Origin of the sequence: Amycolatopsis thailandensis, assembly GCF_042723255.1 — a bacterium.
In the GTDB taxonomy this organism is placed as follows: domain Bacteria; phylum Actinomycetota; class Actinomycetes; order Mycobacteriales; family Pseudonocardiaceae; genus Amycolatopsis; species Amycolatopsis thailandensis.
On record NZ_JBHXJK010000122.1, the window covers coordinates 3,935 to 25,682 of the forward strand.

General features: G+C 70.9%; 13 protein-coding genes, 2 tRNA genes and 1 pseudogene. 10 read left to right on the forward strand and 6 right to left on the reverse strand.

Features of this window, described 5'->3' with window-relative positions:
• The first annotated feature begins 746 nt into the window (after window positions 1-746).
• From ACFWMR_RS33775 to ACFWMR_RS33795, 5 genes are all read left to right on the forward strand, one after another.
• Window positions 747-2,981, forward strand: coding sequence for a heavy metal translocating P-type ATPase (locus ACFWMR_RS33775; RefSeq protein WP_378381296.1), 2,235 nt, complete (start codon window positions 747-749; stop codon window positions 2,979-2,981).
• Window positions 2,982-3,029: 48 nt separating this feature from the next.
• Window positions 3,030-4,913: a serine/threonine-protein kinase gene (locus ACFWMR_RS33780; protein WP_378381297.1), complete on the forward strand. Its 1,884-nt coding sequence runs from the start codon at window positions 3,030-3,032 to the stop codon at window positions 4,911-4,913.
• Window positions 4,914-4,922: 9 nt separating this feature from the next.
• Window positions 4,923-6,767, forward strand: a complete 1,845-nt coding sequence (locus tag ACFWMR_RS33785; RefSeq protein ID WP_378381298.1) for a serine/threonine-protein kinase — start codon at window positions 4,923-4,925, stop codon at window positions 6,765-6,767.
• Between the two features lie 80 nt (window positions 6,768-6,847).
• A tRNA-Val gene (locus ACFWMR_RS33790) sits at window positions 6,848-6,922 on the forward strand.
• A gap of 36 nt (window positions 6,923-6,958) precedes the next feature.
• Window positions 6,959-7,030: transfer RNA gene (locus ACFWMR_RS33795), tRNA-Val, on the forward strand.
• 123 nt (window positions 7,031-7,153) lie between these two features.
• Here the strand turns inward: ACFWMR_RS33795 and ACFWMR_RS33800 are convergent.
• The gene (locus ACFWMR_RS33800; protein ID WP_378381300.1) at window positions 7,154-7,738 is read right to left on the reverse strand and encodes a TetR/AcrR family transcriptional regulator; all 585 of its coding nucleotides are present in this window, start codon (window positions 7,736-7,738) and stop codon (window positions 7,154-7,156) included.
• A 117-nt stretch (window positions 7,739-7,855) separates the two neighbouring features.
• Here ACFWMR_RS33800 and ACFWMR_RS33805 point away from each other — a divergent pair, with 117 nt between their 5' ends.
• On the forward strand, window positions 7,856-8,245 hold the full coding sequence (locus tag ACFWMR_RS33805; protein ID WP_449224345.1) for a VOC family protein: 390 nt from the start codon (window positions 7,856-7,858) through the stop codon (window positions 8,243-8,245).
• Here the strand turns inward: ACFWMR_RS33805 and ACFWMR_RS33810 are convergent.
• Genes ACFWMR_RS33810 through ACFWMR_RS33825 form a run of 4 tightly spaced genes read right to left on the reverse strand, consistent with a single transcriptional unit; the run spans window position 8,220 to window position 16,348 of the window.
• Entirely contained in the window at window positions 8,220-9,710 is a 1,491-nt protein-coding gene (locus ACFWMR_RS33810; protein WP_378381303.1) for an MFS transporter, read from the reverse strand. The two genes, ACFWMR_RS33805 and ACFWMR_RS33810, sit on opposite strands and share 26 nt — an antisense overlap.
• The gene (locus ACFWMR_RS33815) at window positions 9,707-13,903 is read right to left on the reverse strand and encodes a beta-ketoacyl synthase N-terminal-like domain-containing protein (protein ID WP_378381304.1); all 4,197 of its coding nucleotides are present in this window, start codon (window positions 13,901-13,903) and stop codon (window positions 9,707-9,709) included. Before ACFWMR_RS33815 ends, ACFWMR_RS33810 begins: the two co-directional genes overlap by 4 nt.
• Window positions 13,900-15,645, reverse strand: a complete 1,746-nt coding sequence (locus tag ACFWMR_RS33820) for a fatty acyl-AMP ligase (RefSeq protein WP_378381305.1) — start codon at window positions 15,643-15,645, stop codon at window positions 13,900-13,902. Before ACFWMR_RS33820 ends, ACFWMR_RS33815 begins: the two co-directional genes overlap by 4 nt.
• 43 nt (window positions 15,646-15,688) lie before the next feature.
• Complete coding sequence (locus ACFWMR_RS33825) at window positions 15,689-16,348, reverse strand: hypothetical protein (RefSeq protein ID WP_378381306.1); 660 nt, start codon at window positions 16,346-16,348, stop codon at window positions 15,689-15,691.
• Between the two features lie 447 nt (window positions 16,349-16,795).
• Between ACFWMR_RS33825 and ACFWMR_RS33830 the strand changes: the two genes are divergently transcribed.
• Genes ACFWMR_RS33830 through ACFWMR_RS33840 form a run of 3 tightly spaced genes read left to right on the forward strand, consistent with a single transcriptional unit; the run spans window position 16,796 to window position 19,898 of the window.
• Window positions 16,796-17,842, forward strand: coding sequence for an alpha/beta hydrolase (locus tag ACFWMR_RS33830; RefSeq protein WP_378381307.1), 1,047 nt, complete (start codon window positions 16,796-16,798; stop codon window positions 17,840-17,842).
• Window positions 17,839-18,672 carry an SDR family NAD(P)-dependent oxidoreductase gene (locus ACFWMR_RS33835; RefSeq protein ID WP_378381308.1) on the forward strand — a complete coding sequence of 278 codons (834 nt, stop codon included), beginning with the start codon at window positions 17,839-17,841 and terminating at the stop codon, window positions 18,670-18,672. Before ACFWMR_RS33830 ends, ACFWMR_RS33835 begins: the two co-directional genes overlap by 4 nt.
• Window positions 18,669-19,898, forward strand: a complete 1,230-nt coding sequence (locus ACFWMR_RS33840; RefSeq protein WP_378381309.1) for a glycosyltransferase — start codon at window positions 18,669-18,671, stop codon at window positions 19,896-19,898. The genes ACFWMR_RS33835 and ACFWMR_RS33840 overlap by 4 nt, the downstream gene beginning before the upstream one ends.
• 249 nt (window positions 19,899-20,147) lie before the next feature.
• On the opposite strand, the gene ACFWMR_RS33845 is transcribed toward ACFWMR_RS33840, so the two are convergent.
• The gene (locus ACFWMR_RS33845; RefSeq protein WP_378381310.1) at window positions 20,148-20,615 is read right to left on the reverse strand and encodes an SRPBCC family protein; all 468 of its coding nucleotides are present in this window, start codon (window positions 20,613-20,615) and stop codon (window positions 20,148-20,150) included.
• A gap of 493 nt (window positions 20,616-21,108) precedes the next feature.
• On the opposite strand from ACFWMR_RS33845, the pseudogene ACFWMR_RS33850 reads away from it, so the two are divergent.
• Window positions 21,109-21,748: pseudogene (locus tag ACFWMR_RS33850) on the forward strand (IS1380 family transposase); the annotation flags it as partial.

Genomic DNA, 21,748 nt, shown 5'->3' on the forward strand with positions numbered 1-21,748 from the left:
ACGGGGGCTTTCGATAACCCCCCCCCGGGGCCCCGGGGTCCGGGCGGCTTCGCGGGCCCCAAACCCCAATTCGGGCACACCAGACGTCCTGAAAGTGGCTTTCGCGACACCGCGCAGTGAGTCCTCTGCATCCCCCGGCTGCCGGAATAGCGCGATCCCGACACCTCCTCCGCCAGGTCGGTCCAGGTGGTCGTGAGTGGCGATTCGGGTTCTATTGAGGGGTAAGGCAAAGGTGGCCTTCACGGACTTGGTACCTGACAGGACACCTTTGCCATACCTCAATAACCCGAATCGCCACTCACGATCACGGTGACCAAGCTCGGTACTTTCGCGTGACCGAGTGGACGGCACGTGTGTCCAGACGGACGGCACGTGTGTCCAGACGGACGACACGTGTGTCCAGACGGACGGCACTCGGCGACGGCCGAGTCCATCGTGTGTCGTCCGTCTGATCACGTGCGCCGTCCGCTCAGTCACGCGTGCCGTCCCACCGGCCACGCGAGATCGCCCGACCGTAGGTACCTGAGACACGGTCGGCCCTGACCCGAATCGCCACTCACGACCTGTATCGACGCCTCGCCGCCACCTTCACTCCTGACTCGCGGGACACCTGTTTCCACCACCACCGCAGTAGTCGGGCCGCCGACGGGTCCGGTTCCCGGCGGCGGTAATCTGCCTCGCGACACCACCCGGGACACCTGTTCCACCACCAAGGAACCACTGGTGAATCCTGGGAGTGCCACGAAATGACGATTTCCGCGCCGGAGTCCGCCGTCCGCACGGTGGAACTGACCGTGTCGGGGATGACCTGCGCCGCCTGTTCGGCGCGGGTGGAACGCACGCTGAACAAACTGGACGGCGTCCGCGCGTCGGTGAACTACGCGACCGAGCGCGCCACCGTGCAGGTGCCCGAAGCGCTGGCCGACGGCGTCCTCATCGAGCGCGTCCGCAAATCCGGCTACACGGCGGAGATCCGCGGGGAAGAGGATCCGGACACCGGCTTCGAGCGGGTCCGGGATCTCCGCCGGAGGCTGGTCGTCGCGGCTCTCCTGGCGATCCCGCTGGGAAACCTCTCGATCACCCTCGCCCTGGTGCCGCGGCTGCGATTCCCCGGCTGGGAACTGCTGTGTCTCGTCCTGGCCGTTCCGGTGGTGTTCTGGTCCGCGCTGCCGTTCCACCGGGCCACGGTGCGGAACCTCCGTCATCGTTCGTCCAGTATGGACACTTTGGTGTCGCTGGGTGTGCTCTCGTCGTTCGCGTGGTCGGCGTGGTCCGCTTTCGCGGGCGGCGCCGAACCCGGGTATTGGATCGGCTTCGGGCCGACGGCGGCCGGGGCCGACGCGATCTATCTCGACGTCGCCGCCGGGGTGACCACCTTCCTGCTGGCAGGACGGTACTTCGAGAGCCGGTCCCGGCGCAGTGCCGCCGGGCTCCTGGCCGCGCTGGACGCCTTGGCCGCCAAGGCCGTCCGGGTGCTGCGGGACGGCGCCGAGCGGATGGTCCCGATCGGCGAACTGGCCGTCGGCGACCTGTTCGTGGTGAAACCGGGGGAGTCGATCGCCGCGGACGGGATCGTCGACAGTGGACTGTCCACTGTGGATGTCAGTGCGGTGACCGGGGAGCCGGTACCCGCGGAGGTCACCGAGGGAGACCGGGTCGTCGGTGCCTCGGTGAACCGGGACGGCAGGATGGTCGTCCGCGCGACCGCGGTCGGCGCGCACACTCAGCTGGCCCAGATGACCGCGCTGGCCGAACGCGCGCAGGCCCGCAAGGCCGCCGTACAACGTCTCGTCGACCGGATCTGCGCGGTGTTCGTTCCCGCCGTCCTCGGCGTGGCGGTGCTGACCCTCGCGGTGTGGCTGCTCGGCGGGTCTCCCGCGCGAGAGGGTTTCGCGGCGGCGGTCGCGGTCCTCATCATCGCCTGTCCCTGCGCCCTCGGGCTGGCCACGCCGACCGCGCTCATGGCGGGCGTCGGCCGCGGCGCGCAGCTGGGCATCCTTATCAAGGGCCCTGACGCGCTCGAGGCGAGCCGCACGGTCGACACCGTGGTGCTGGACAAGACCGGCACCGTCACCACCGGGAAGATGACCGTCACCGCGTGCCGTCCCGCCGACGGGTTCACCGTCGGTGAGGTGCTACGGTTCGCCGGAGCCGTGGAAGCCGGTTCGGAACACGCCATCGCGGCCGCCGTCGTGACCGCGGCCCGGGCCGAACTGCCTGACCTGCCCCCGGTGGAGGGTTTCGGCGCGCTGCCCGGGCTCGGCGCGAAAGGCGAGGTCGAGGGACACGAGGTCCTCGTCGGCAACGCGCGCCTGTTCGCCGATCGCGAGATCGCGGTCCCTGACGACTTCGGGACCGCCGGGAACGACGGGGAGACGGCGATCCTCGTCGCGGCGGACGGGCGGATCGCCGGACAGCTGGTGATCCGGGACGTCGTGAAGCCGTCGGCTCGGGCCGCCGTCGAGGACCTGCACGCGCTCGGCCTGCGGACCGTGCTGCTGACCGGCGACAACGAAGCCGCCGCTCGCGCGATCGCGGCCGAGATCGGCGTCTCCGACGTGCGCGCCGGCGTCCTGCCCGCGGAGAAAGCCCAGGTCATCGAGGAGCTGAGGGCAGGGGGAGCGCGGGTCGCGATGGTCGGCGACGGGATCAACGACGGCCCGGCGCTGGCCACCGCGGATCTCGGCATGGCGATGGCCCAGGGCAGCGACATCGCGCTGCGCTCGGCCGACATCGTGCTGGTCCGCGAGGACCTGCGCGTGGTCCCCGACGCCATCCGGCTCGCCGATCGCACGCTGCGGATCATCCGGGGGAACCTGGCCTGGGCGTTCGGCTACAACGTCGCCGCGATCCCGCTGGCCGCGCTGGGACTGCTGAACCCGCTGATCGCCGGGGCCGCGATGTCGCTGTCGTCGGTGCTCGTCGTGTCCAACAGTCTTCGGCTGAAGGATTTCGGCCGGTCGGACCGACGCGCTGCGTGACACTTACGGGTGGTTTTGTACCATCGGCCCCGGACAAGGGGGCCTTTCGTGAAGCCGTTGAACACCGGCGAACCCACCGGCGTGGGGCGCTACCGGGTGTTCGCCGCGCTCGGCGAGGGCGGGATGGGCCGGGTGCTGCTCGGGATCTCCTCCGACGGACGCCTGGTCGCGATCAAGCAGGTCCACCCGGGTTTCGCGCACGACCCCGGCTTCCGCGAGCGGTTCCGGCGGGAGGTCGAGACGTCGCGTCTGGTGTCCGGCGCGTACACCGCCCCGGTCATGGACGCCGATCCGAACGCGCCGACACCGTGGCTGGCCTCGGTGTTCGTGCCGGGGCCGGCGCTGTCCGAGGCGGTCTCGGCGGGCGGGCCGCTGCCGCCGACGGCTGTCCGGCATCTCGCCGCCGGGCTCGCGCTGGCGCTGGGCGACATCCACCGCGCCGGGCTGATCCACCGGGACCTGAAGCCGAGCAACGTCATCCTCACCGGTGACGGCCCCCGGGTGATCGACTTCGGGATCGCCCGCGCCGTCGAGGGCGATTCCGAACTCACGCACACCGGCGCGGTGATCGGTTCGCCCGGGTTCATGTCGCCGGAACAGGCCGAGGGCAAGCCGCTGACCCCGGCGAGCGACATGTTCTCCTTCGGCGCGCTGCTGGTGATGGCCGCGACCGGATCGAACCCCTTCACCGGGACGTCCACCCCGCACACCCTCTACAACGTCGTGCACGTCCAGCCCGATCTGCGGCATCTGGCGCCGGAACTCCGGCAGATCGTCGAGCCGTGCCTGGCGAAGAACCCGGCGGACCGGCCGTCCCCGGCTTGGGTGCTGGAGCGGCTGGGTCCGATCCCGCCGATGGTCACCCCGTGGCCGCCGGTGGTTTCGCACCTCATCGAGACCCAGCAGGCCGAGGTCCGGCGGCTGCTGAACCCGCCTCCGGCGAAGAGGTCCCGGCGCGGCCTGTACGCGGGACTCGCCGCGGCCGCCGTGGTGCTGCTCGTCGGTGGCGTCGTCGCCGCTGTGTCGTTGAACGGGGACGACCCGCCTGCGGCCGTCGCGGCGCCGAGCGGTTCGGCGGCGCCGGACGTACCGGTGACCACCCCGGTCAACGCGGATCCGCTCGGCCCGGACAACCTGCGCAAGGTCGACCTGTGCAAGGTGCTCGAAGGCCGTGACGTGCCCGGACTCGGGAAGCTGACCAAGAAGAACTCCGTCGACTTCGACTCCTGCACGTACTCCTCGCCCGCGGACCAATGGCTGGACCTGGACATCGCCGGCGGCCTGGTCAGCGGCGAACCGAGCGGCGAGCTCGAAGGGCTTCCGCTGACCCTCAAGGGATCCGACGACTCCTGTGGCGTGTCGGTGCCCATCACCGGGGTGGCGAACACCAGCCTCAGCGCCCGGGTGAACTCGATGTCCACAAAGGACGAAGCCTGCGCCGTGGTGAAGGCCGCGCTGACCGACACGGTGAAACGGATCAGGGCGGGCGGCCAGGAACGCGAACTCCCGGCGGGCACACTGGCCCTGCTGGACCCGTGCGCGCTGGTCGGCCCCGCGACGGCGGACCGGCTGATCGGGCCCGTGGTCGAAGCCATTCGCGAGCACCTGCACGAATGCCGGTACGACGCGGCGGGCGGCCTGCGGCTGAAGCTCCTGAAGGGCTATCCGCCGTTCCAGTCGAAGGACTCCTACTACACCGACACCGCGACGCTGGATATCGGTGGCAAGACCGTGTACCTGGCCGAGAAGGACGACGGTGTCGCGCGCTCGACCTGCTCGCTGAGCTGGCGGCATCGGCAGATCAGCGATCGTGACGGCGAGAACGTCGAACTGACGTTCAGCACGAGCGGGACCAAACTGACCGCCGGCCAGGCATGCGACAAGGCGAAGGGCTTCGCCGAAGTGCTGTTGCCGAAACTCCCGAAACCCTAGGGCTGATCAGTGAAACCGTTGCACCCCGCCGAACCCCGGCAGATCGGCCCGTACCGGATCGTCGCCGAGCTCGGTGAAGGCGGGATGGGCAGGGTCGTGCTCGGCCTGGCGCCGGACGGCAGGCTCGTCGCGGTCAAGCAGCTGCAGGCCCAGTTCGCGCACGATCCACGCTTCCGTGAACGGTTCCGGCGCGAGGTCGCCACCTCGCGGCTTGTCTCCGGCGCCTACACCGCCGCGGTCATGGACGCCGACGCGGAGGCGGAAACCCCGTGGCTCGCCTCGGTCTTCGTCACCGGGCCGTCGTTGAAGGAGGCGGTGGACGCCGCCGGACCGCTGCCCGCCGAGTCGGTCCGCCTGCTGGCGTCCGGGCTCGCCGCCGCGCTGACCGAGATCCACCGTGCCGGGCTGATCCACCGGGATCTCAAGCCCAGCAACATCATCCTGACGAGTGACGGGCCCAGGGTGATCGACTTCGGCATCGCGCGGGTGGCCGAGGAAGCGCAGGAACTCACCGGGACGGGCGCGATCATCGGCTCGCCCGCGTTCATGTCCCCGGAACAGGCGGGCAGCGGGCAGGTCACCGGCGCGAGCGACGTGTTCTCCCTCGGCGCGATCCTGGTCATGGCGGCCACCGGACGCGGCCCCTTCACCGGCCCGACCGCGCCGCAAACGCTGTATAACGTCGTGCACGCCGCCGCGGATTTCAGCGCCGTCCCGGACGAGATCCGGCGGCTCGCCGAACCCTGCCTCGCCAAGAACCCCGCGCAGAGGCCGACCCCGGAGCAGATCCTGGACCATCTCGGCCCCGTGCCGCCGGGGGCGGCGCCCTGGCCGCCCGCCGTGCACGCCCGGATCCAGCAGCAGGACGCCGAAGTGCGCTCGGTGCTGGCCCTGCCGCTGCCGATCTGGCGGCCACCGCCGAAGAAGATGGCGCCGCGGACGAAGAAGATCCTGTTCGGCTCGCTGGCCGGGGTCGTTCTGCTGCTGGTCGCCGGGATCGTGGCGCTCGGCCTCTCCATCGCCGACTACGCCAAACCCGAGAGCCCGGGAACGACGTCGCTGGCGGCGGCCGAGGCGCTCAGCGCGGAACGCCTGCGACTGGTGGATCCGTGCAAGGTGCTCGCGGGCCGGTTCGTGCAGGAGTTCGGCACCCTGAAGGCGGACACGGACTCGCTCTACCCGGCCCGATGCAAGTACACCGGCCTCAAGGGTGTGTCCTTCGAACTGCGGCTCGGCGAAGGTGTGACGGCGAGCAGTCTCGAACGGACCGACCGCACCGCCGAAGGACTTCCGTTGCTGCGCAGCACGATCAGCGGCGGATGCGACTCGGTCGCCCAGCTGCCGGCGGACCGGCGGCTCGGCGTCGTCGTCTCCCATCCCGGCCGGGAAGGCGATCCCTGCAAGGCCGCCGACGACATGCTGAGCGCGGCCCTCACCCGGCTGCGCACGCACGAGGTCGACCGCCCCGGTGAGCCTGGCGGCATCCTCCCGCTCGACCCGTGCGCGGTCGCCGATCCCGCGGTCGTCACCAAGAACATGCCCAACGCCCAGCCCGCGCCGCGGACGTTGCGGATCTGTGAGTGGGTGGGCGCCGGGGACACGCTGACCGTCGAACTGCAGCGGGGCGCGTTCGTGCCCGAAGGGTCCCCGGTCGACCTCGGCAGCGGTGTCACGGGCGACATACGGGAGTTCGGCGGTTCGAACTGCGCCGTGACGTGGCGGCACCGTCCGCTTTCGGACCGCGAGGTCGAACATGTCGCCGTCCGGCTGCTGGCGCGCGAGGGGAGCGGAAGCCCTTGTGACCGGGCGAAGGAGATCGCCGGCTCGATCGCCTCGCGGCTGCCGAAACCCTGAGCTTCGCGGATGGGCTACCCCCTGTGACGGCCAGGAAACGGGGTCCGCTAAGGTATCTCTCGTACGAACAACTACATCACGCGCGTTTAGCTCAGCGGGAGAGCGCTTCCCTGACACGGAAGAGGTCACTGGTTCAATCCCAGTATCGCGCACCAGGTTCGCTTCCCCAGGTGAACCGGAGTTCGTACAGCGGGCGATTAGCTCAGGGGGAGAGCGCTTCGTTCACACCGAAGAGGTCACTGGTTCGATCCCAGTATCGCCCACCGCAGTGAAGGCCCCATCCGGCGAGGGTGGGGCTTTTTCGCGTCTGTGCTTCCCTCTGAAGCCTCCGACCCGGTGCCCGGCTGAGTGTCCCCAATGTGGCATTGGGGGCATCGGCGCTGGGTTCAGCGCAACGCCTCGATCATCGGCGTGAGCGTGTCCATCGTCGCGGCGAGGTCGGCTTGGGGGTCGGGGGAGTGGGCCAGCCAGACGGCGGCCTCGTTCATCGCGCCGGAAAGCAGGCGCACCAACGGTTCGACGGGGCGTTTCGCCAGGACGCCCTCGGTCATCAGGCCGGTCAGGGCCTCGGCCAGGTGCCGGGCGGAGGACTCGGCGTCGAGTTCGCGCCAGTCCTGCCAGCCGACCACGGCCGGACCGTCCAGCAGCATGATCTGCTGGGTTTCCGGATCGGTCGCCGCGGCGAGGAACGCGCGGCATCCCGCCAGCAGTCCCGTCCATGAGTCGGGTGCGGCGTCCGCGGCCCGCGCGATCTGCTCCCCGACGTCGTGCTGGACGACGCTGAGAACGTGCCGGAACAGGTCCGCCTTGCTGCTGAAGTGGTGGTAGAGCGCGCCTTTGCTCACGCCCGCGGTCTGCGCGATGGTCTCCAGTCCGACCTTGCCGTACCCGTGTTCGGCGAACAGCCGCCGGGCGGTGGCGGTGAGGGCCTCCATCGTCTCTTCGCGCTGCTGCTGCTTCGTGCGGGACATACCCGAATCTTGACATACCGACCGTCGGTTGGCTAACTTCGAAGAAACAAACCGACGGTCGGTATTGTTCACGAGACAGGGGGCATCATGCGCCTGACCAGCTTCTATCCCGTACTCATGACCGAGAAGATCGCCGAGACGCGAGACTTCTACTGCGGCCACTTCGGCTTCGAGCTCACGTTCGAGGCCGATTGGTACGTCAGCCTCAAACGTGATGCGTGGGAGCTCGCGATCCTCGCCCCCGGGCACGAGACCATTCCCGCCGGGTTCGGCAAACCCGTGCAGGGGATGTTGCTGAACTTCGAGGTCGAAGACGTCGACGCCGAGCACCGGCGGCTGGTCGGGGAGGTGGGCCTGCCCGAGGCGCTTTCGTTGCGCAGCGAGGAGTTCGGGCAGCGGCACTTCATCATCGCGGATCCCAACGGCGTGCTGATCGACGTGATCCAGGAGATCCCGCCGACGGGCGAGTTCGCCGAGCAGTTCACCGACGAGGCGCGCCCGAGCTGACGAGGACGGCCACCAGGAACAGCGCACAAGCGACGGCCGCCGACACCTGGAGCCCGGTCGTGCAAGCGGCCCTTGCCGCATCGAGCAATTCGCCGGCCAAGTGCGACGGAAGTCCCGAGACCGCAGCTTCGGCTTGAGCGGGTCCTGACACGGCGAGCCGCCGGGCTGTCTCGGGCACTCCGGCCGGGACGGCCAGATGGCCCGCGTACACCGCGGCCGCCAGGGAACCGAACACCGTCGTCCCGAAACCGGCGCCCAGCTCGTAGCCCGTCTTCTCCACCGCCGCGGCCCCGCCCGCCTGGTCCGCCGAGGTCGCCGAAAGCAGCGTGTCGGTGCTCGACGTGAGGGCGAGCGCCATCCCCAGTCCCAGCCCGGTCAGCCCGATGCCGAGAAGCACCGGTGACGTCAGCGCGGCCGGCCCGGCGGCCGGGACCAGCAAGGACACCGCAGCCACCACGAATCCGGCCGTGCGGACCCGCGCGTTGCCGAACCGGCCCAGCAGCGAAGGGGTCACCACGCTGCCGACGGCCGACGCGCCCAGCACCAGGAGCAGCCGGGTCGCCGCCGCTGTCGGCGAGAGACCGAGGACCACCTGGAGGTACTGCGCGAACAACAGGCCGAGCCCGACCAGTGTGCTCATCACCAGGAGGATTCCGCCCACCGCGGCCCGCACGCCCGGCATCCGGAACAGTGTGAGGTCCAGCAGCGGCGGATCGGTCCGGCGCTGACGGCGTACGAACAGTCCGATGAGGACACAGCCGGCCGCACCCGAAGCGAGGGCGGGCGGCCAAGACCCCGGGTGCCCGATGGCGAAAGCTATCCCGAGGACACCGCTCGCCGCGAGGAGGGCGCTGAGCGCGTCCCACGACCGCGGCCCGGGTGGACTCCGGGGCAGCCACAGCAAGGCGAGCACCACCGCGGCCAGGATCACCGGCGGGTTCAGCAGGAACGTCGCCCGCCAGCCCCAGGTCTCGACGAGCACCCCGCCGAGGACCGGCCCGAACACCGAGCCGGTCCCGGCGATCCCGCTGCACACCGCGATCGCCGTGCGGCGGTGCCGTTGCTCCGGGAAGAGCTCCCGGAGCAGCGACATCGTCACCGGCATGATCATCGCGCCGCCGCAGCCGAGCAGCGCACGGAAACCCAGCAGCACCGGCACGTTCGGCGCGAACGCGCAGCCGAGCGACGCGATCCCGAACACCACGTACCCGGCGACCAGCACGCGCCGTCGTCCGTACCGGTCGCCGAGGGTGCCGAACGGCAGCAGCAGCGGCGCGGCGGTCAGCGGGTAGATCGCCACGATCCACACCTGCGCCGCCGCGCCCGGCCGCAACTGCCGGACGAGGTCGGGCAGCGCGACGTGCAGCACCGTCGCGTCGACGGCGACGAGGAAGAGCCCGGCGCCGAGCACCGCCAGGAGCGGCCAGGCGCGGTCGACCGCTCGCTCGGCCCGGGCCGTGGTCACAGGAGTCCCGCCAGATGCTTCGCCACGACGTCGACGTGCGGCGGGTCGACCACCGACAGGTGATGCGCCTCGACCGGCACGATCTCCAATTCCGGGCACAGCTCCGCCCAGCCCGCCGCGAGATCCGTGCGTGAGTACCGCGGCTCCATCGCGAGCCCGGCCGCGTACTGCTCGACCGCCCGGTAGAGCACGACCCGGCCGTCGTAGCGGCGGGGGGTGGCCCGTTCGGCCGCCAGCGTGTCCAAAAAGGACTGACGCTGATGCCGGAGCACGCCGGGACTGAGCAAACCGGCCTCGGCCACCCGTCGCATGGTCAGCTCGATCTGCTCCTCTTCGGGCAGTGGCGCCAGTTCCTCGTGGCCCAGCCGCACTTCGCGGCCGTAGGTCCCTTCGACGTAGCCGGTGAACCGCAGGAACCGCCGGGCGGACGACGCGCGCGGGTCCAGATCCGGCTCCGGGAGCGGGAGCATGGTGTCGATCAGCGCGACGAATTCGACCTCCTCGCCTTCCTCCGCGAGGCGTGCCGCGACACCGTAGGCCAGTGCTCCGCCGAACGACCAGCCCGCCAACCGGTACGGCCGGTCCCGGCGCTGCTCCCGTACCAACGGCAGGAGCTGCTCGACCCGCTCCTCGATACTGACACCGGGAACGCGCTCGAACCCGACGCACGGCACCGCGGTGGGCAGGCGGTCCAACAGCGGCCGGTACACGGTGCAGGTGCTGCCGCCGGGGTGGAACAGCAGCAGCGGCGCGATCCCTTCCTCGCCAGGAGTGAGGACGTGGACCGGTCCCCGCTCTTCTCGCGTGTCGAGGACGGCGCGGGCGACGTCGGCGATGGCCGCGAGGGAGTCGTGCCGCCGGAGTTCGGCGGCGTCGACAGGCGTGTCGAGTTCGGCGCCGAGCCCTTCGGCGAGCAGTTCGGCCAGCCGATCGGGTGTGTCGCTCTCGCTCAGCCGGACATGAGTGCCACCCGCGTCGGTTCCGGTGTGCTCGTGCCACAGCCGCAGCACCAGGCGGTCGGCCGCGTCCCAGGCACGGCCTCGGGCCGGACGCGGATCCTCGTCTTCGCGCGGCGCGAGGTCGCGGCCGAGGTCGGCGAGGGTTGCGCCCCGGAGCACGGCGACGGCGTCGGGTTCGGTGCCGAACTCCCGGCGGACAGCCTCCCTGATCCGGTTCGCCATCAGGGAATCCAGCCCGAGTTCGACGAGCGGGACGTCGGCGTCGATGCGGTCGGGCCGCAACCCCATGACGGCGGCGACGATCTCGGTCAGCCGATCACCGCCGCCGCTCCGCACGGGTTCGGGTTCCGGCGCGCGCGCCGCGAACGACGGCGGCTCCTCGGCGGCGGTGTACCAGTGCCGTTCGTGCCGCCACGGCATCGGCGGGACGTCGACCAGACGGGCGCCGTCGTCCGGATCGGCGGTGGTGATGCGCGTGCCCGCGCAGTACAGCTCCGCCGCGGCGGCACCCAGCGCGCGGACCTCGTCCTGACCGCGGCGCAGCGTCCCGGTGACGACGGCGTCGTGGATCCCCTCGGCCGCGAGCGTCCGCGCCACCGAGCCGCGCAGGATCGGATGGGGTGACACTTCGAGGAAGACCCGGTGCCCGTCCGCGGCGGCGGCCGCCACGGCCTGCCGGAACCGGACCGGACGGCGCAGGTGCGTGGCCCAGTACCCGGCGTCGAAGTCCGGCAGCTCCCGCGGATCGGTGAGAACCGTGTCGTACCAGGGCACCGTCGGACGGCGGCCGCCCAATTCGACGAGCGCCTCCCGGAGCGCGGGCAGCACCGGGTCGACGCGGGCGGAGTGCCCGGCGACTTCGACCGGCAGCCGCCGAGCGGTCAGCCCGGCCGACTCCAGTTCCGCGACGAGCAGGTCGAGCACGGTCGCGTCCCCGGCCACGGTCAGCTGACCCGGCGCGGATTCGACGGCCAGTTCGATGTCCGGGTACAGCTCCAGCTCCTCCGGAGCCAGCTCCACCGCCGCCATCGCGCCGCCCGGGCCGATGGTGCCCAGGAGCCGCGCGCGGGTCGCGACCAGGTGGACGGCCTCGTCGGGAGTGAGCACGCCGCTCACGACGGCGGCCGCCGCGGAGCCGAGGGAGTGCCCGACGACGGCCGCGGGCCGGACACCGAGCGCCTCCCACTGAGCGGCCAGCGCGATCTGCGTACCGAAGATCGCCGTCTGGGTTTCGGGCAGGGACAGGGGATCCGCGGTGATGAGCAAGGCGCGCAGCGAGCGGCCGGTGTGCTCGGTGAACAGGTCGTGCAGCTTGTCGACCTGGGCGGCGAAGGCGGGCTCGGCCCGCAGTAGTCCCTGTCCCATCCCCGGCCATTGAGAGCCGTGCCCGGAGAACACGAACACCGGTCCGTCGGTGCTCAGGGCGGTGCCGGTGGCCGCTCCGGCGGGCAGCGGATCGGCCTCGGCACCGACGGCGCGCAGCAGTACGGCCAGTTCGGCGGTGTCCCCGGCGACGACGGCGGCGCGATGCGGCCCGCCGTTGTCGCGCCGGGACAGTGTGTGCGTGACGTCCGCGAGGAGGAGCGACGGCGTGGCCTCCAGCCAGCTCGCCAGCTGCGTCGCGCGTTCGGTCAGCCTGTCGCGGGTGCGGGCGGACAGCAGCCCGATCCGGACGCCCGCGCGGTCCGCGGCCGGTTCCAGCGACGGCGCCTGTTCGACGACGACGTGCGCGTTGGTCCCGCCGAACCCGAACGCGGACACCCCCGCCGTGGCGCGGCCGGACCGGCGCGGCCACGGCGTCGGCTCGGTCACCACCTTCAAGCGAAGGTCGTCGAACGGGATGTGCGGATTGGGGGCGGAGAAGTGCAGCTGGGGCGGCAGTTCGTCGCGGGACAGCGCGAGCACGACCTTGATCAGCCCGGCGATTCCCGCGGCGGCCTCAGCGTGCGCGATGTTCGTCTTCACCGAGCCGATCAGCAACGGGGCGTCGGCGGGGCGGTCCTTGCCGAGAACCGCGCCGAGCGAGCGGGCCTCGATCGGGTCGCCCAGCAGCGTGCCGGTGCCGTGCGCCTCGACGTAGTCCACAGTGGACGGGTCGAGCCGGGCGCCGTGGTACGCCGTGCGCAGCATGTCCTGCTGGGCGACGGGGTTCGGTGCCGCCATGCCCTGTGACCGGCCGTCGGAGTTGACCGCGGTGGAGCGGATCACCGCCAGCACCCGGTCGCCGTCGTACTCGGCGTCCGCCAGCCGTTTGAGCACCACGACACCGCAGCCTTCGGCGCGCGCGATACCGTCGGCGTCCGCGGCGAACGTCTTGCACCGGCCGTCCCCGGCGAGCAGCCCGGCCGCGGCGAACGCGGCCGTCGGCCCGGGCAACAGCATGAGGTTCACCCCGCCGGCCAAGGCCAGATCCGCCTCGCCGTCGCGCAGCGCGCGGACCGCGTGGTGCACCGCGACCAGCGAAGACGAGCACGCGGTGTCCACCGCCATGCTCGGTCCGCGCAGGTCGTAGACGTAGGAAAGCCGGTTGGCCGAGATGCTCCCGGCCGCGCCGGTGGCGGTCCACAGATCGACACCGCCGCCCGACATCGTGAGATGCCCGTAGTCGTGCGTGGAGATCCCGGTGAACACCCCGGTCCGGCTGCCGCGCAGGGAGGCCGGGGCGATCCCGGCGTGTTCCAGCGCGGCCCAGGCGACCTCCAGCAGCATCCGCTGTTGCGGGTCCATTGTGGACGCTTCACGCGGGGTGATGCCGAAGTGCTCGGCGTCGAACCCGGCCACGTCGTCGAGGAAGCCGCCGACGACCGGCGCCGCGTCGGCGTTCCAGCGGCCCGGCGGCGCGGTCCGGACGGCGTCCCGTCCGCCGCGCAGCAGGTCCCAGAACTCGTCGAGGCCGTTCGCCCCCGGCCAGCGGCAGCCGAGGCCGACCACGGCGATCGGGTCGGTCCGGCGTCGATCGGTGCCCGTCGGTTCCGGCTCCGGTTCGGCGCCGCCGGTGAGGGAGCGGGCGAGGTGGTCGATGGTCGGGCTTTCCCACAGCAAGGTGGCCGGGAGCGGAGTGCCGAGCAGGTCTTCGAGATCGGCGGCGATACCGACGGCCTGACGGGAGGACAGGCCGTAGTCGCTGAGCGGACGGTCGGCTTCGAGCCGGGAGGAATCGACGCCGGTGTGTTCGGCGACCGTGTCGAGCAGCCAGCGGCGGAGAGCGGGGGTGTCGAACGACGGGTTTCTCATCGCACCAAGGCCTTTCCGTAGTCGCCGGCGAGGTAGCGGTCGCGGCAGGCGCTCCGCGCGATCTTGCCGCTGGAGGTCCGGGGGACCAGGCCCGCCGGGACGAGGACGACGTCGCGCAGCGCGAGACCGTGCGAGTCGGAGACCAGCCGCCGGATGGTGACGGCCAGGGCCCGTTCGTCCGCCGTGGTCAAAGCGGTGTGACCGCGGTGCTCGGCGACGATGACCGCCGCTTCGGTGTCCGTGCCTTCGACGGCGAACGCGGCGACACTGCCCGGACGGATGTCGCGGTCGGCCGCGGCCGCCGTCGCTTCGACGTCCTGCGGGTAGTGGTTGCGGCCGTCGACGATGAGCAGGTCCTTGATCCGGCCCGCGATGTAGACCTCGCCGTCATACCGGACGCCGAGGTCGCCGGTGCGCAACCAGGGCCCTTCCGGGAGCCCGTCGTGCTCACCGGTCAGCCGGGCGCCGAAGGTCTCGGTGCTCTCCAAGGGTTTCTGCCAGTATCCGGTGCCGACGTTGGGTCCATGGACCCAGATCTCACCGACCGAGCCGTCTTCCAGCGCGACGCCGGTCTCCGGGTCGACCAGCGCGACCCGCTGCCCCACCGGGATACCGCAGGCGACCAGCCGGAGTCCGTCGTCCGCCAACCGTGCCGTCCCCGCTCCGAGCGCGGCGCGATCGAACGTGGTGACGCGCGGCGGAACACCGGAACCGGTGGTGACGAAGACGGTCGCTTCGGCGAGCCCGTACGAGGGGCGCGTCTTCTCCGGCCGGTAGCCGGAATCGGCGAAGGCGGCGTGGAAGCGGTCGAGGACGTCGGGGTTGATCGGCTCCGCGCCGTTGACGATCCCGGCGACGCGGTCGAGGCGGAGCTTGGCACGGTCCTCCTCACGCACCCGGCTCGCGGCGTAGTGGAACGCGAAGTTCGGGGCGGCGCTCCAGCTTCCGTTGAAGTCGCCGAGCAGTTCCAGCCAGCGCACCGGACGTTCGATGAAGGCCAGCGGATCCATCAGCGCCGACCGCATGCCCATCGTCAGCGGCGTGATCAAGCCGAGCACGAGACCCATGTCGTGGAACAGCGGCAGCCACGACACCGTGGTCCCCGCGGCCGGGTCGATGCCGAGCCCCTGAACCGCCTGGCTGACGTTGGCCAGCACGTTCGCGTGGGTCAACACCACTCCGGCCGGGCTGCGGGTCGAGCCGGAGGTGTACTGGAGGTAGGCCACGTCGTCCGGGACCGGGTCCGGAGCAGGCCACGCGCGGGCCGGGCCTTCGGACGGCTTGTCGGCCGCGACGACGGCGACGCGCTCGCCGCCGGGCAGGCCGGCGAGGAATTCTCGGACCGCGTCCTCGGTCGTGGACGTGGTGACGACCGCGGTGGGGGAGCAGTCGGTCAGCACCGCGGCGAGCCGTCCGGCGTGCCCGGGCAGCCCGGGGTCGAACAGCGGCACGGCGATCGCGCCGGCGGTGATCGCGCCGAGGAAGGCGACCACGTAGTCGGCGCTCTGCGGGCACAGCACGGCCACCCGGTCACCAGGCCGGACGGGCAGCGCGCTCGCGACGGCGTCGACGCGGTCCCGGAGCTGCTTCCAGGTCAGGGTCCGCCGCCGTCCGGCGCGATCGGTCGCGAAGTCGGCGAAGGTCAGGGCGGGCCGGTCGCCGTCGGTGTCCGCCCAATGCCGGAGGCAGGCCTGGAGGGTGGGGCCGGCCGTGGCGGGCAGGTTTTCGGGGGCCGGGGACATGGCTTCTCCTCGGGGTCGGGGTGCGGCGGGGTCTTGCGGGGATTCAGCGGCCGAGCGGTCCGGCGGCGTGCTGCCAGGCGGTGACGGCGAGCGCGTCCAGGTCGAGGCCGGTCGTCCCGGCGTCACGGACTACGACCAAGACGTCGTCGGCGGCGATGGCGACGGTGCGCAGGCGCAGCCCTGGCAGCTCGGGGGGCTGCCCTGGCAGCGTCAGGAGTTGTTGGTAGGAAAGGGTTTTCGCGCCCGGAACGGCGGGCGCGGGATGGACGGTGACGGTCGACAACGCGGTACCGGCCGCGTCGTCGACCGTCACCTTCGAGCACCGCCCCGCCTGCGCGGCCCATGCCGCCAGATCGGGCGGGTCCGTCAGGCGGGCGACCAGTTCGGACACCTGGCCGCCGGGGACGGCGGACTGGAAACCCTGGCCGGCGGCGCCGTCGCCGACCAGCCTGCCGTGGACGACGTCCTCGCAGCCGCCGATGTCGACCCGGCTTTCTTCACGGTCCTGGTTGGACTGTGCCGCGGTCAGGTCGAAACCGTCGCGCGCGGACGCGTGCGGGACGGTCTCGGGCGGCAGCAAAGCGGCGGGCGGAACGGCGGGAGAAGGCGGCGTCGCGGCCGCCTGAATCGATTCTCCGGACGCGCCGGAAATGGTGGCCACGGCTGCGGCGGAGACGACGAGCGCACGAATTCGGGCAGTCATGAATAGCCCTTTCGGAAGGGTCCTGAGGGGGTCACGGTCCCTTCGGTGGGACGCAAGCGCCGGGGTCGCTTCAGGGGATGCCGAACCCGGGCGGCACGACGAAGGCTACGACGGGAAATCGAATACCGGAAGGCATCAAGAGAACGTAAATGTCCTTCGTGTACTGGGTGTGACCTGCTGCTTCCGGACTTTTCGCTGGTGCACGACACGGTCTGGTACTGCCGTGCCAGTGTTGTTCACTGTCCGTGAGTGGCGGGTCACCCTGATGGGGGAGGCGGATGGTTTTCTTGTTTCCCTGGCATTCATATTGTCCTCCCGGATTGTGGGCAGGACAATTGCCGGGAGGGGACTCTTCCGCTTAACGTGTCGACACCTCCGGATTCCTTTTGCGGGTAATCGCCGTCACATTTTCGAATTCTGTCGAACGACCGGGACAAAGGATCACGTATGCGCAATACTTCGAGGCGGCCACGGGTCGTCGCGGTGCTGGCGGCCGTGGCGTGCTTGCTGCCGAGCGTCGCCGTCGCCCCGGCGCGGGCCGAGAGCGGCGTCCCGGACGCCCGCGCCGACGACGGGTCGCACGTCGTCGCCCAGACCACTGTGGACGGTGACCCGCGGATGCTGGATCTCACCGTCCGCTCGGTCGGCGTCGGGAGTTACGCGATGGTGCGGCTGATCCTGCCGTCGTGGTGGGCCGCCGAACCGGACCGGAAGTGGCCGGCGGTGTACCTGCTCGCCGGGGAGACGCGGCTCCAGGACTATCGCGGCTGGACCGCCAACACCGACATCCGGAAGCTGGCCGACGACTCCGGTGCCCTGGTGGTGATGCCGGGCTCCGGTTCCGCGGGATTCTTTTCCGACTGGTGGAATTACGGCAAGGACGTCGTCCTGAACCAATGGGAGACCTTCACCGCCGTCGAGATCCCGCAGCTGATCGATCGCGGCTATCGCGGGGACGGGCGGCGGGTGGCGGCCGGGCTCTCGCTCGGCGGCTACGGCGCCGTGGAACTGGCCGCCCGAAGGCCGGGGGTGTTCCGGTTCGCCGGGTCGTTCAGCGGCAATCTCAATCCCACCGGCCAGTACGGCGAGCTGCTGACCAGCGCGATCGTCGCGTCGGCCCGGCAGGATCCCGAGGCGCTCTGGGGTGACCGGCGGCGCGAGGCGTCCCGCTGGGACGCGCACGATCCGCTGGTGAACGCCGACCGTCTGCGCGGAACAGAGCTGTACCTGTCGACGGGCAACGGCCTTCCGGGACCATTCGACGGGAAGCTCCCGATCGACGTGCTGCCCGGTGCGATGCTGCTCGAATTCCTGTGCTCCGGCCAGACCACCGCGATGGCGGACCGGCTGAACCGCCTCGGCGTCCCGGTCACGACCGACTTCTACGGGCCGGGAACGCATCACTGGGCGTACTGGCAGGACCAGCTGCACAAGACCTGGCCGCGGATGCTGCGCGCCCTTTCGGCACCGGTGAAGGCGGGGGAGACGTCGTGAACCGTCCGTCCTTTGTGGTCACCGGGGCTTCGAGCGGGATCGGCCGGGCCTGCGTGACCGAACTCGTCCACAGAGGCGCGCACGTCTGGGCCAGTGTGCGCACCGACGCGGACGAAACGGAACTCGCCCGTATCCATGGCGAAGCGGTCACCGTCCTGCGGATGGATCTCCGGGATCCGGCGTCGATCGTGGCGTGCGGGGAGAAGGTCGCGGCGGCTGGGCCGTTGCGAGGGCTGGTGAACAACGCCGGGATGGCACGGCCCGGGCCGCTCGAACACGTCCCGCTCGAAGCTTTCCGGCAGCAACTGGAGGTCAACGTCACCGGCCAGCTCGCCGTCACCCAGGCGATGCTTCCCGCGCTGCGCGCCGAGCCCGCCGCCAGGGTGGTGACGGTCGGCTCGATGGGCGGGCGCATCGCCGGGCCGATGGTCGGGCCCTATCACACGTCGAAGTTCGCCCTGGTCGGCTTGACCGACAGCCTGCGCGCCGAACTGGCGCCGTCCGGGATCGACGTCGTCCTCGTCGAGCCCGGCGCGGTCGCCACCGCGATCTGGCCGCGTGCCCGCGCCGCCGCCGAAGAGGTGCGTGCCGCCCTGCCGGAGGCCGCGCGGGAAAGGTATGCGGCGCAACTGGACGAGGCCGAACGCGGTGCGGAGCGATCCGCGCGGAACGGCGTGCCGCCCGAGCGGGCGGCCAGGGTCGTGGTCCACGCGCTGACCGCCCGCCGTGTCGCGCCGCGCTACCTGGTCGGCAGGGACGCCCGCGTCGCGGCGGCGCTGGCGAACCTGCCGTTCCGTCTCCGCTACCGGTTGACGGCGGCGAAGCGGTGACCAGGCTCGTCGTGATCGTCGCTCCCGGCTCGCGGGGCGACGTACAGCCGTGCGTCGCGCTGGGGCGCGGGCTTCACGGTGACCGGGTCCGGGTGCTGGCGGCCGAGCGATTCCGGTCCTGGGTGACCGGGCACGGTCTGGAGTTCGCGCCGCTTTCGGCGGATCCCGGTGAGATCCTCGGTTCGGACGGCGGCCGCGAATGGACCGAGGGCGGGCGCAATCCCGCGACGTTCCTGCGCGGTCTGCGGGGTGCGCTGGCCCCGGTGCTGGAGCGCCTGCTGGCCGACGTCCACAAAGGAGCGTCGGGCGCGGACCTCGTGCTCGCCCCGACGCTGGGGTTCCTCGGCGCGCACCTCGGCGCCTCGCTCGGCGTCCCCGACGTCGAGCTGCACTATCAGCCCAGCATGCCGACGAAGACGTTCGCGCATCCGCTGCTTCCCTGGGCGGCGAAGGCCGGGCCGTGCGGCCGCCGGCTGAGCTTCCGTGCCGTCGACACCGTCGCTTGGCAGGTGCTGCGGCCCGAGGTGGATCGTTGGCGAGGCGAGGAACTCGGTCTCCCGGCTGCCGGTTGGCGCGGTCCCCGGCGGGCGGAAACCCCGGTGCTGTGCGGGTTTTCCGACGCCGTGGTGCCCCGGCCGAAGGACTGGCCCGCCAGGGTCCACGTCACCGGGTACTGGTTCCTCGATACTCCGGCCGAGTGGCGGCCGGAGCCGCGCCTGCGTGATTTCCTCGCCGCCGGGCCGCCGCCGGTCTACGTCGGTTTCGGCAGCATGCGGCCGTCGGAGGCGGAGCGGACGTTCGCCGCCGTCCGCACCGCGTTGCGCCGGGTGGGGTTGCGTGGCCTGCTCGCCGCCGATGTCGAGTCCGAAGACGATCTGCTGGCGATCCAGGACGTCCCGCACGAGTGGCTTTTCCCGCGTACGGCGGCGGTGGTACATCACGGCGGCGCCGGAACGACCGCGGCCGCGTTGCGCGCGGGTGTCCCGGCGCTGGTCTGCCCGGTCTTCTCCGACCAGCCCTATTGGGGTGACCGGGTGTCCCGCCTCGGCGCGGGACCGCGTCCGCTGCCCTTGCGGGAGCTCACCGCGGACGCTTTGACCGCGCGCCTGCTGGAGCTGTCCGGCAACCTCCTCTTCCGGCGCGGGGCGCAATACGTCGGCGCGCGGCTGCGCGAGGAGGACGGGGTGGCGCGGGCGTGCGAAGTGCTGCGACAGGTGGGTTATTGAGAGGCAAGGCGAATATGGCGTGATCGAGTCTCCTGCCGAACAGGGCTTTCGGCGGTCGGCCCTGAACTGGTCCTTAGGAGCAGATCGCGACCTGGACCGTCCACAAGAGACACTCCTCCTGGCTGGGACGACCGTTTTGGGAGCTTTGCGCGGCTTTATGAAGGGGTCGTGAGTGATAAAGAGGGTTAGAGCCCTCTTTATCACTCACGACCCCGCGAAGAACAGCCCATACAGATACAAATCGGACGCTCAACCGTCACTCAGTGTCCCATGTGGACACTCGGTGGATTTCGTCGCGAGGTAGGTGGCGAGGCGGCCGAAGCAGGACTGCCAGCCCTCGACGTGGCCGTCGCGGTCCGCCACTGTCTCGAAGATCTCTTGGTGGAACGACATTTCGGTTTTGCCGTCGTGGTCGGAGAGGGTGACCGTGACGAGCGTGTCGTGTCCTCGCGCGCCCTCCGGCTCCTCCCAGGCGAAGCTGAAGACGAGCCGCTCCGGCGGGACGATCTCGTGGTAGACGCCTGAGGCCCACAGGTCGGTCTCGCCGTCACTGATGCAGATACGCCAGCGGCCGCCTTCGGTGAGGTTGACCGTGCAGGACCTGGCGCTGAAGCCGGCCGGACCCCACCAGTGGGCGAGATGGTCCGGATCCGTCCAGACCTGGAAGGCGAGCTCGCGGGGCGCGTCGAGGAGGCGCGTGATCGTCAGGTCGCTCATCGGGATTCTCTTCCGCAGGGTATTCAACCGTCTGGTTGAACTCTAGCGTTCGTGTCAAACCTGCGTTTAGTGGTGGTCGTGAGTGGCGATTCGGGCCCCTTCGCCCTGTGGGCGGGGGCGGGCGTGAAGGGTTTGGGACGGTGGACATCCCTCATCGATAGACCCCGGCTTCGTTGAAGCGCCGGGATGGAGCTTGTGTCGGCTGCCGGGCGCGGGCAAGCGGGATTTCGGGTGTCTCGGTCCAAGGTCACGACGGCTCGCGCGACGGTGGAGGATTTGGGGCGTTGAACCTGGATGCACCGGTGTTGATGTGGTTTTGGGGTGTGTCTGGGTACGCAGATGCCCTCTGACTTGGGATGATTGTTCTTGCGAAGGAAACAATCCGACCGAGTGAGAGGGCATCTGCTGGATGCGATCGTCTCATAGTGCTGTCCGGACCGGTGTGAGGTTCGATGATGAGGGTCTCGTGTCGTGCGCGGGGCTGGTGCCGGTCATGCGGCTGGCTGAGGACATCGGCCTCGGCGGGCTGATCGGAAAGCGGGTTGACCTGGGGATTCCGGTCGGCGCGAACACGGACGCGAAAGCACTCTCGGTCGTGGCGGGCATGGTCGCGGGCGCGGACTCGATCGAGGACCTGGACGTGATCCGGCATGGTGGGATGCGCCGGTTGTTCACCGGCCTCCGAGCGCCGTCGACCTGCGGGTCGTGGCTGCGCGGGTTCACCCACGGTCATGTCCGTCAGTTGATGTCGGTGGCCTCGGAGGCGGTGGTCCGGCTGGCGGGGCGGGTTCCGTCGCTGCTGGCCGGTGTCGAGGGGCTGGCGTTCATCGATATCGACGCGAAGATCAAGGAAACCTACGGGCACGGCAAACAGGGCAGCGGGTTCGCCTATAACGGGGTCCGCGGTTTGAACCACCTCATCGCCACCCTGTCGTCCCCGGGTTGCGCGCCGGTGATCCTCACCGGACGGCTGCGCGGCGGGAACTGCGATTCCCGCCGCGGGGCGGCGTCGATGATCACCGAGGCGATCAGACTGGCGCGCCGGGCCGGCGCGACCGGGACGGTCGTGGTCCGCGCGGATTCGGCGTTCTTCACCGGACCGATCATCACCGCGATCCGCACGGCGGGCGCGT

Excerpts from the sequence above, each read along its gene's own strand:
- ACFWMR_RS33775 (WP_378381296.1), top strand. The coding sequence starts at position 747 with ATGACGATTTCCGCGCCGGAGTCCGCCGTCCGCACGGTGGAACTGACC.
- ACFWMR_RS33805 (WP_449224345.1), top strand. The coding sequence starts at position 7,856 with ATGACCGAGAAGATCGCCGAGACGCGAGACTTCTACTGCGGCCACTTC.
- ACFWMR_RS33800 (WP_378381300.1), bottom strand. The coding sequence starts at position 7,738 with ATGTCCCGCACGAAGCAGCAGCAGCGCGAAGAGACGATGGAGGCCCTC.
- ACFWMR_RS33825 (WP_378381306.1), bottom strand. The coding sequence starts at position 16,348 with ATGACTGCCCGAATTCGTGCGCTCGTCGTCTCCGCCGCAGCCGTGGCC.
- ACFWMR_RS33815 (WP_378381304.1), bottom strand. The coding sequence starts at position 13,903 with ATGAGAAACCCGTCGTTCGACACCCCCGCTCTCCGCCGCTGGCTGCTC.
- ACFWMR_RS33830 (WP_378381307.1), top strand. The coding sequence starts at position 16,796 with ATGCGCAATACTTCGAGGCGGCCACGGGTCGTCGCGGTGCTGGCGGCC.
- ACFWMR_RS33820 (WP_378381305.1), bottom strand. The coding sequence starts at position 15,645 with ATGTCCCCGGCCCCCGAAAACCTGCCCGCCACGGCCGGCCCCACCCTC.
- ACFWMR_RS33845 (WP_378381310.1), bottom strand. The coding sequence starts at position 20,615 with ATGAGCGACCTGACGATCACGCGCCTCCTCGACGCGCCCCGCGAGCTC.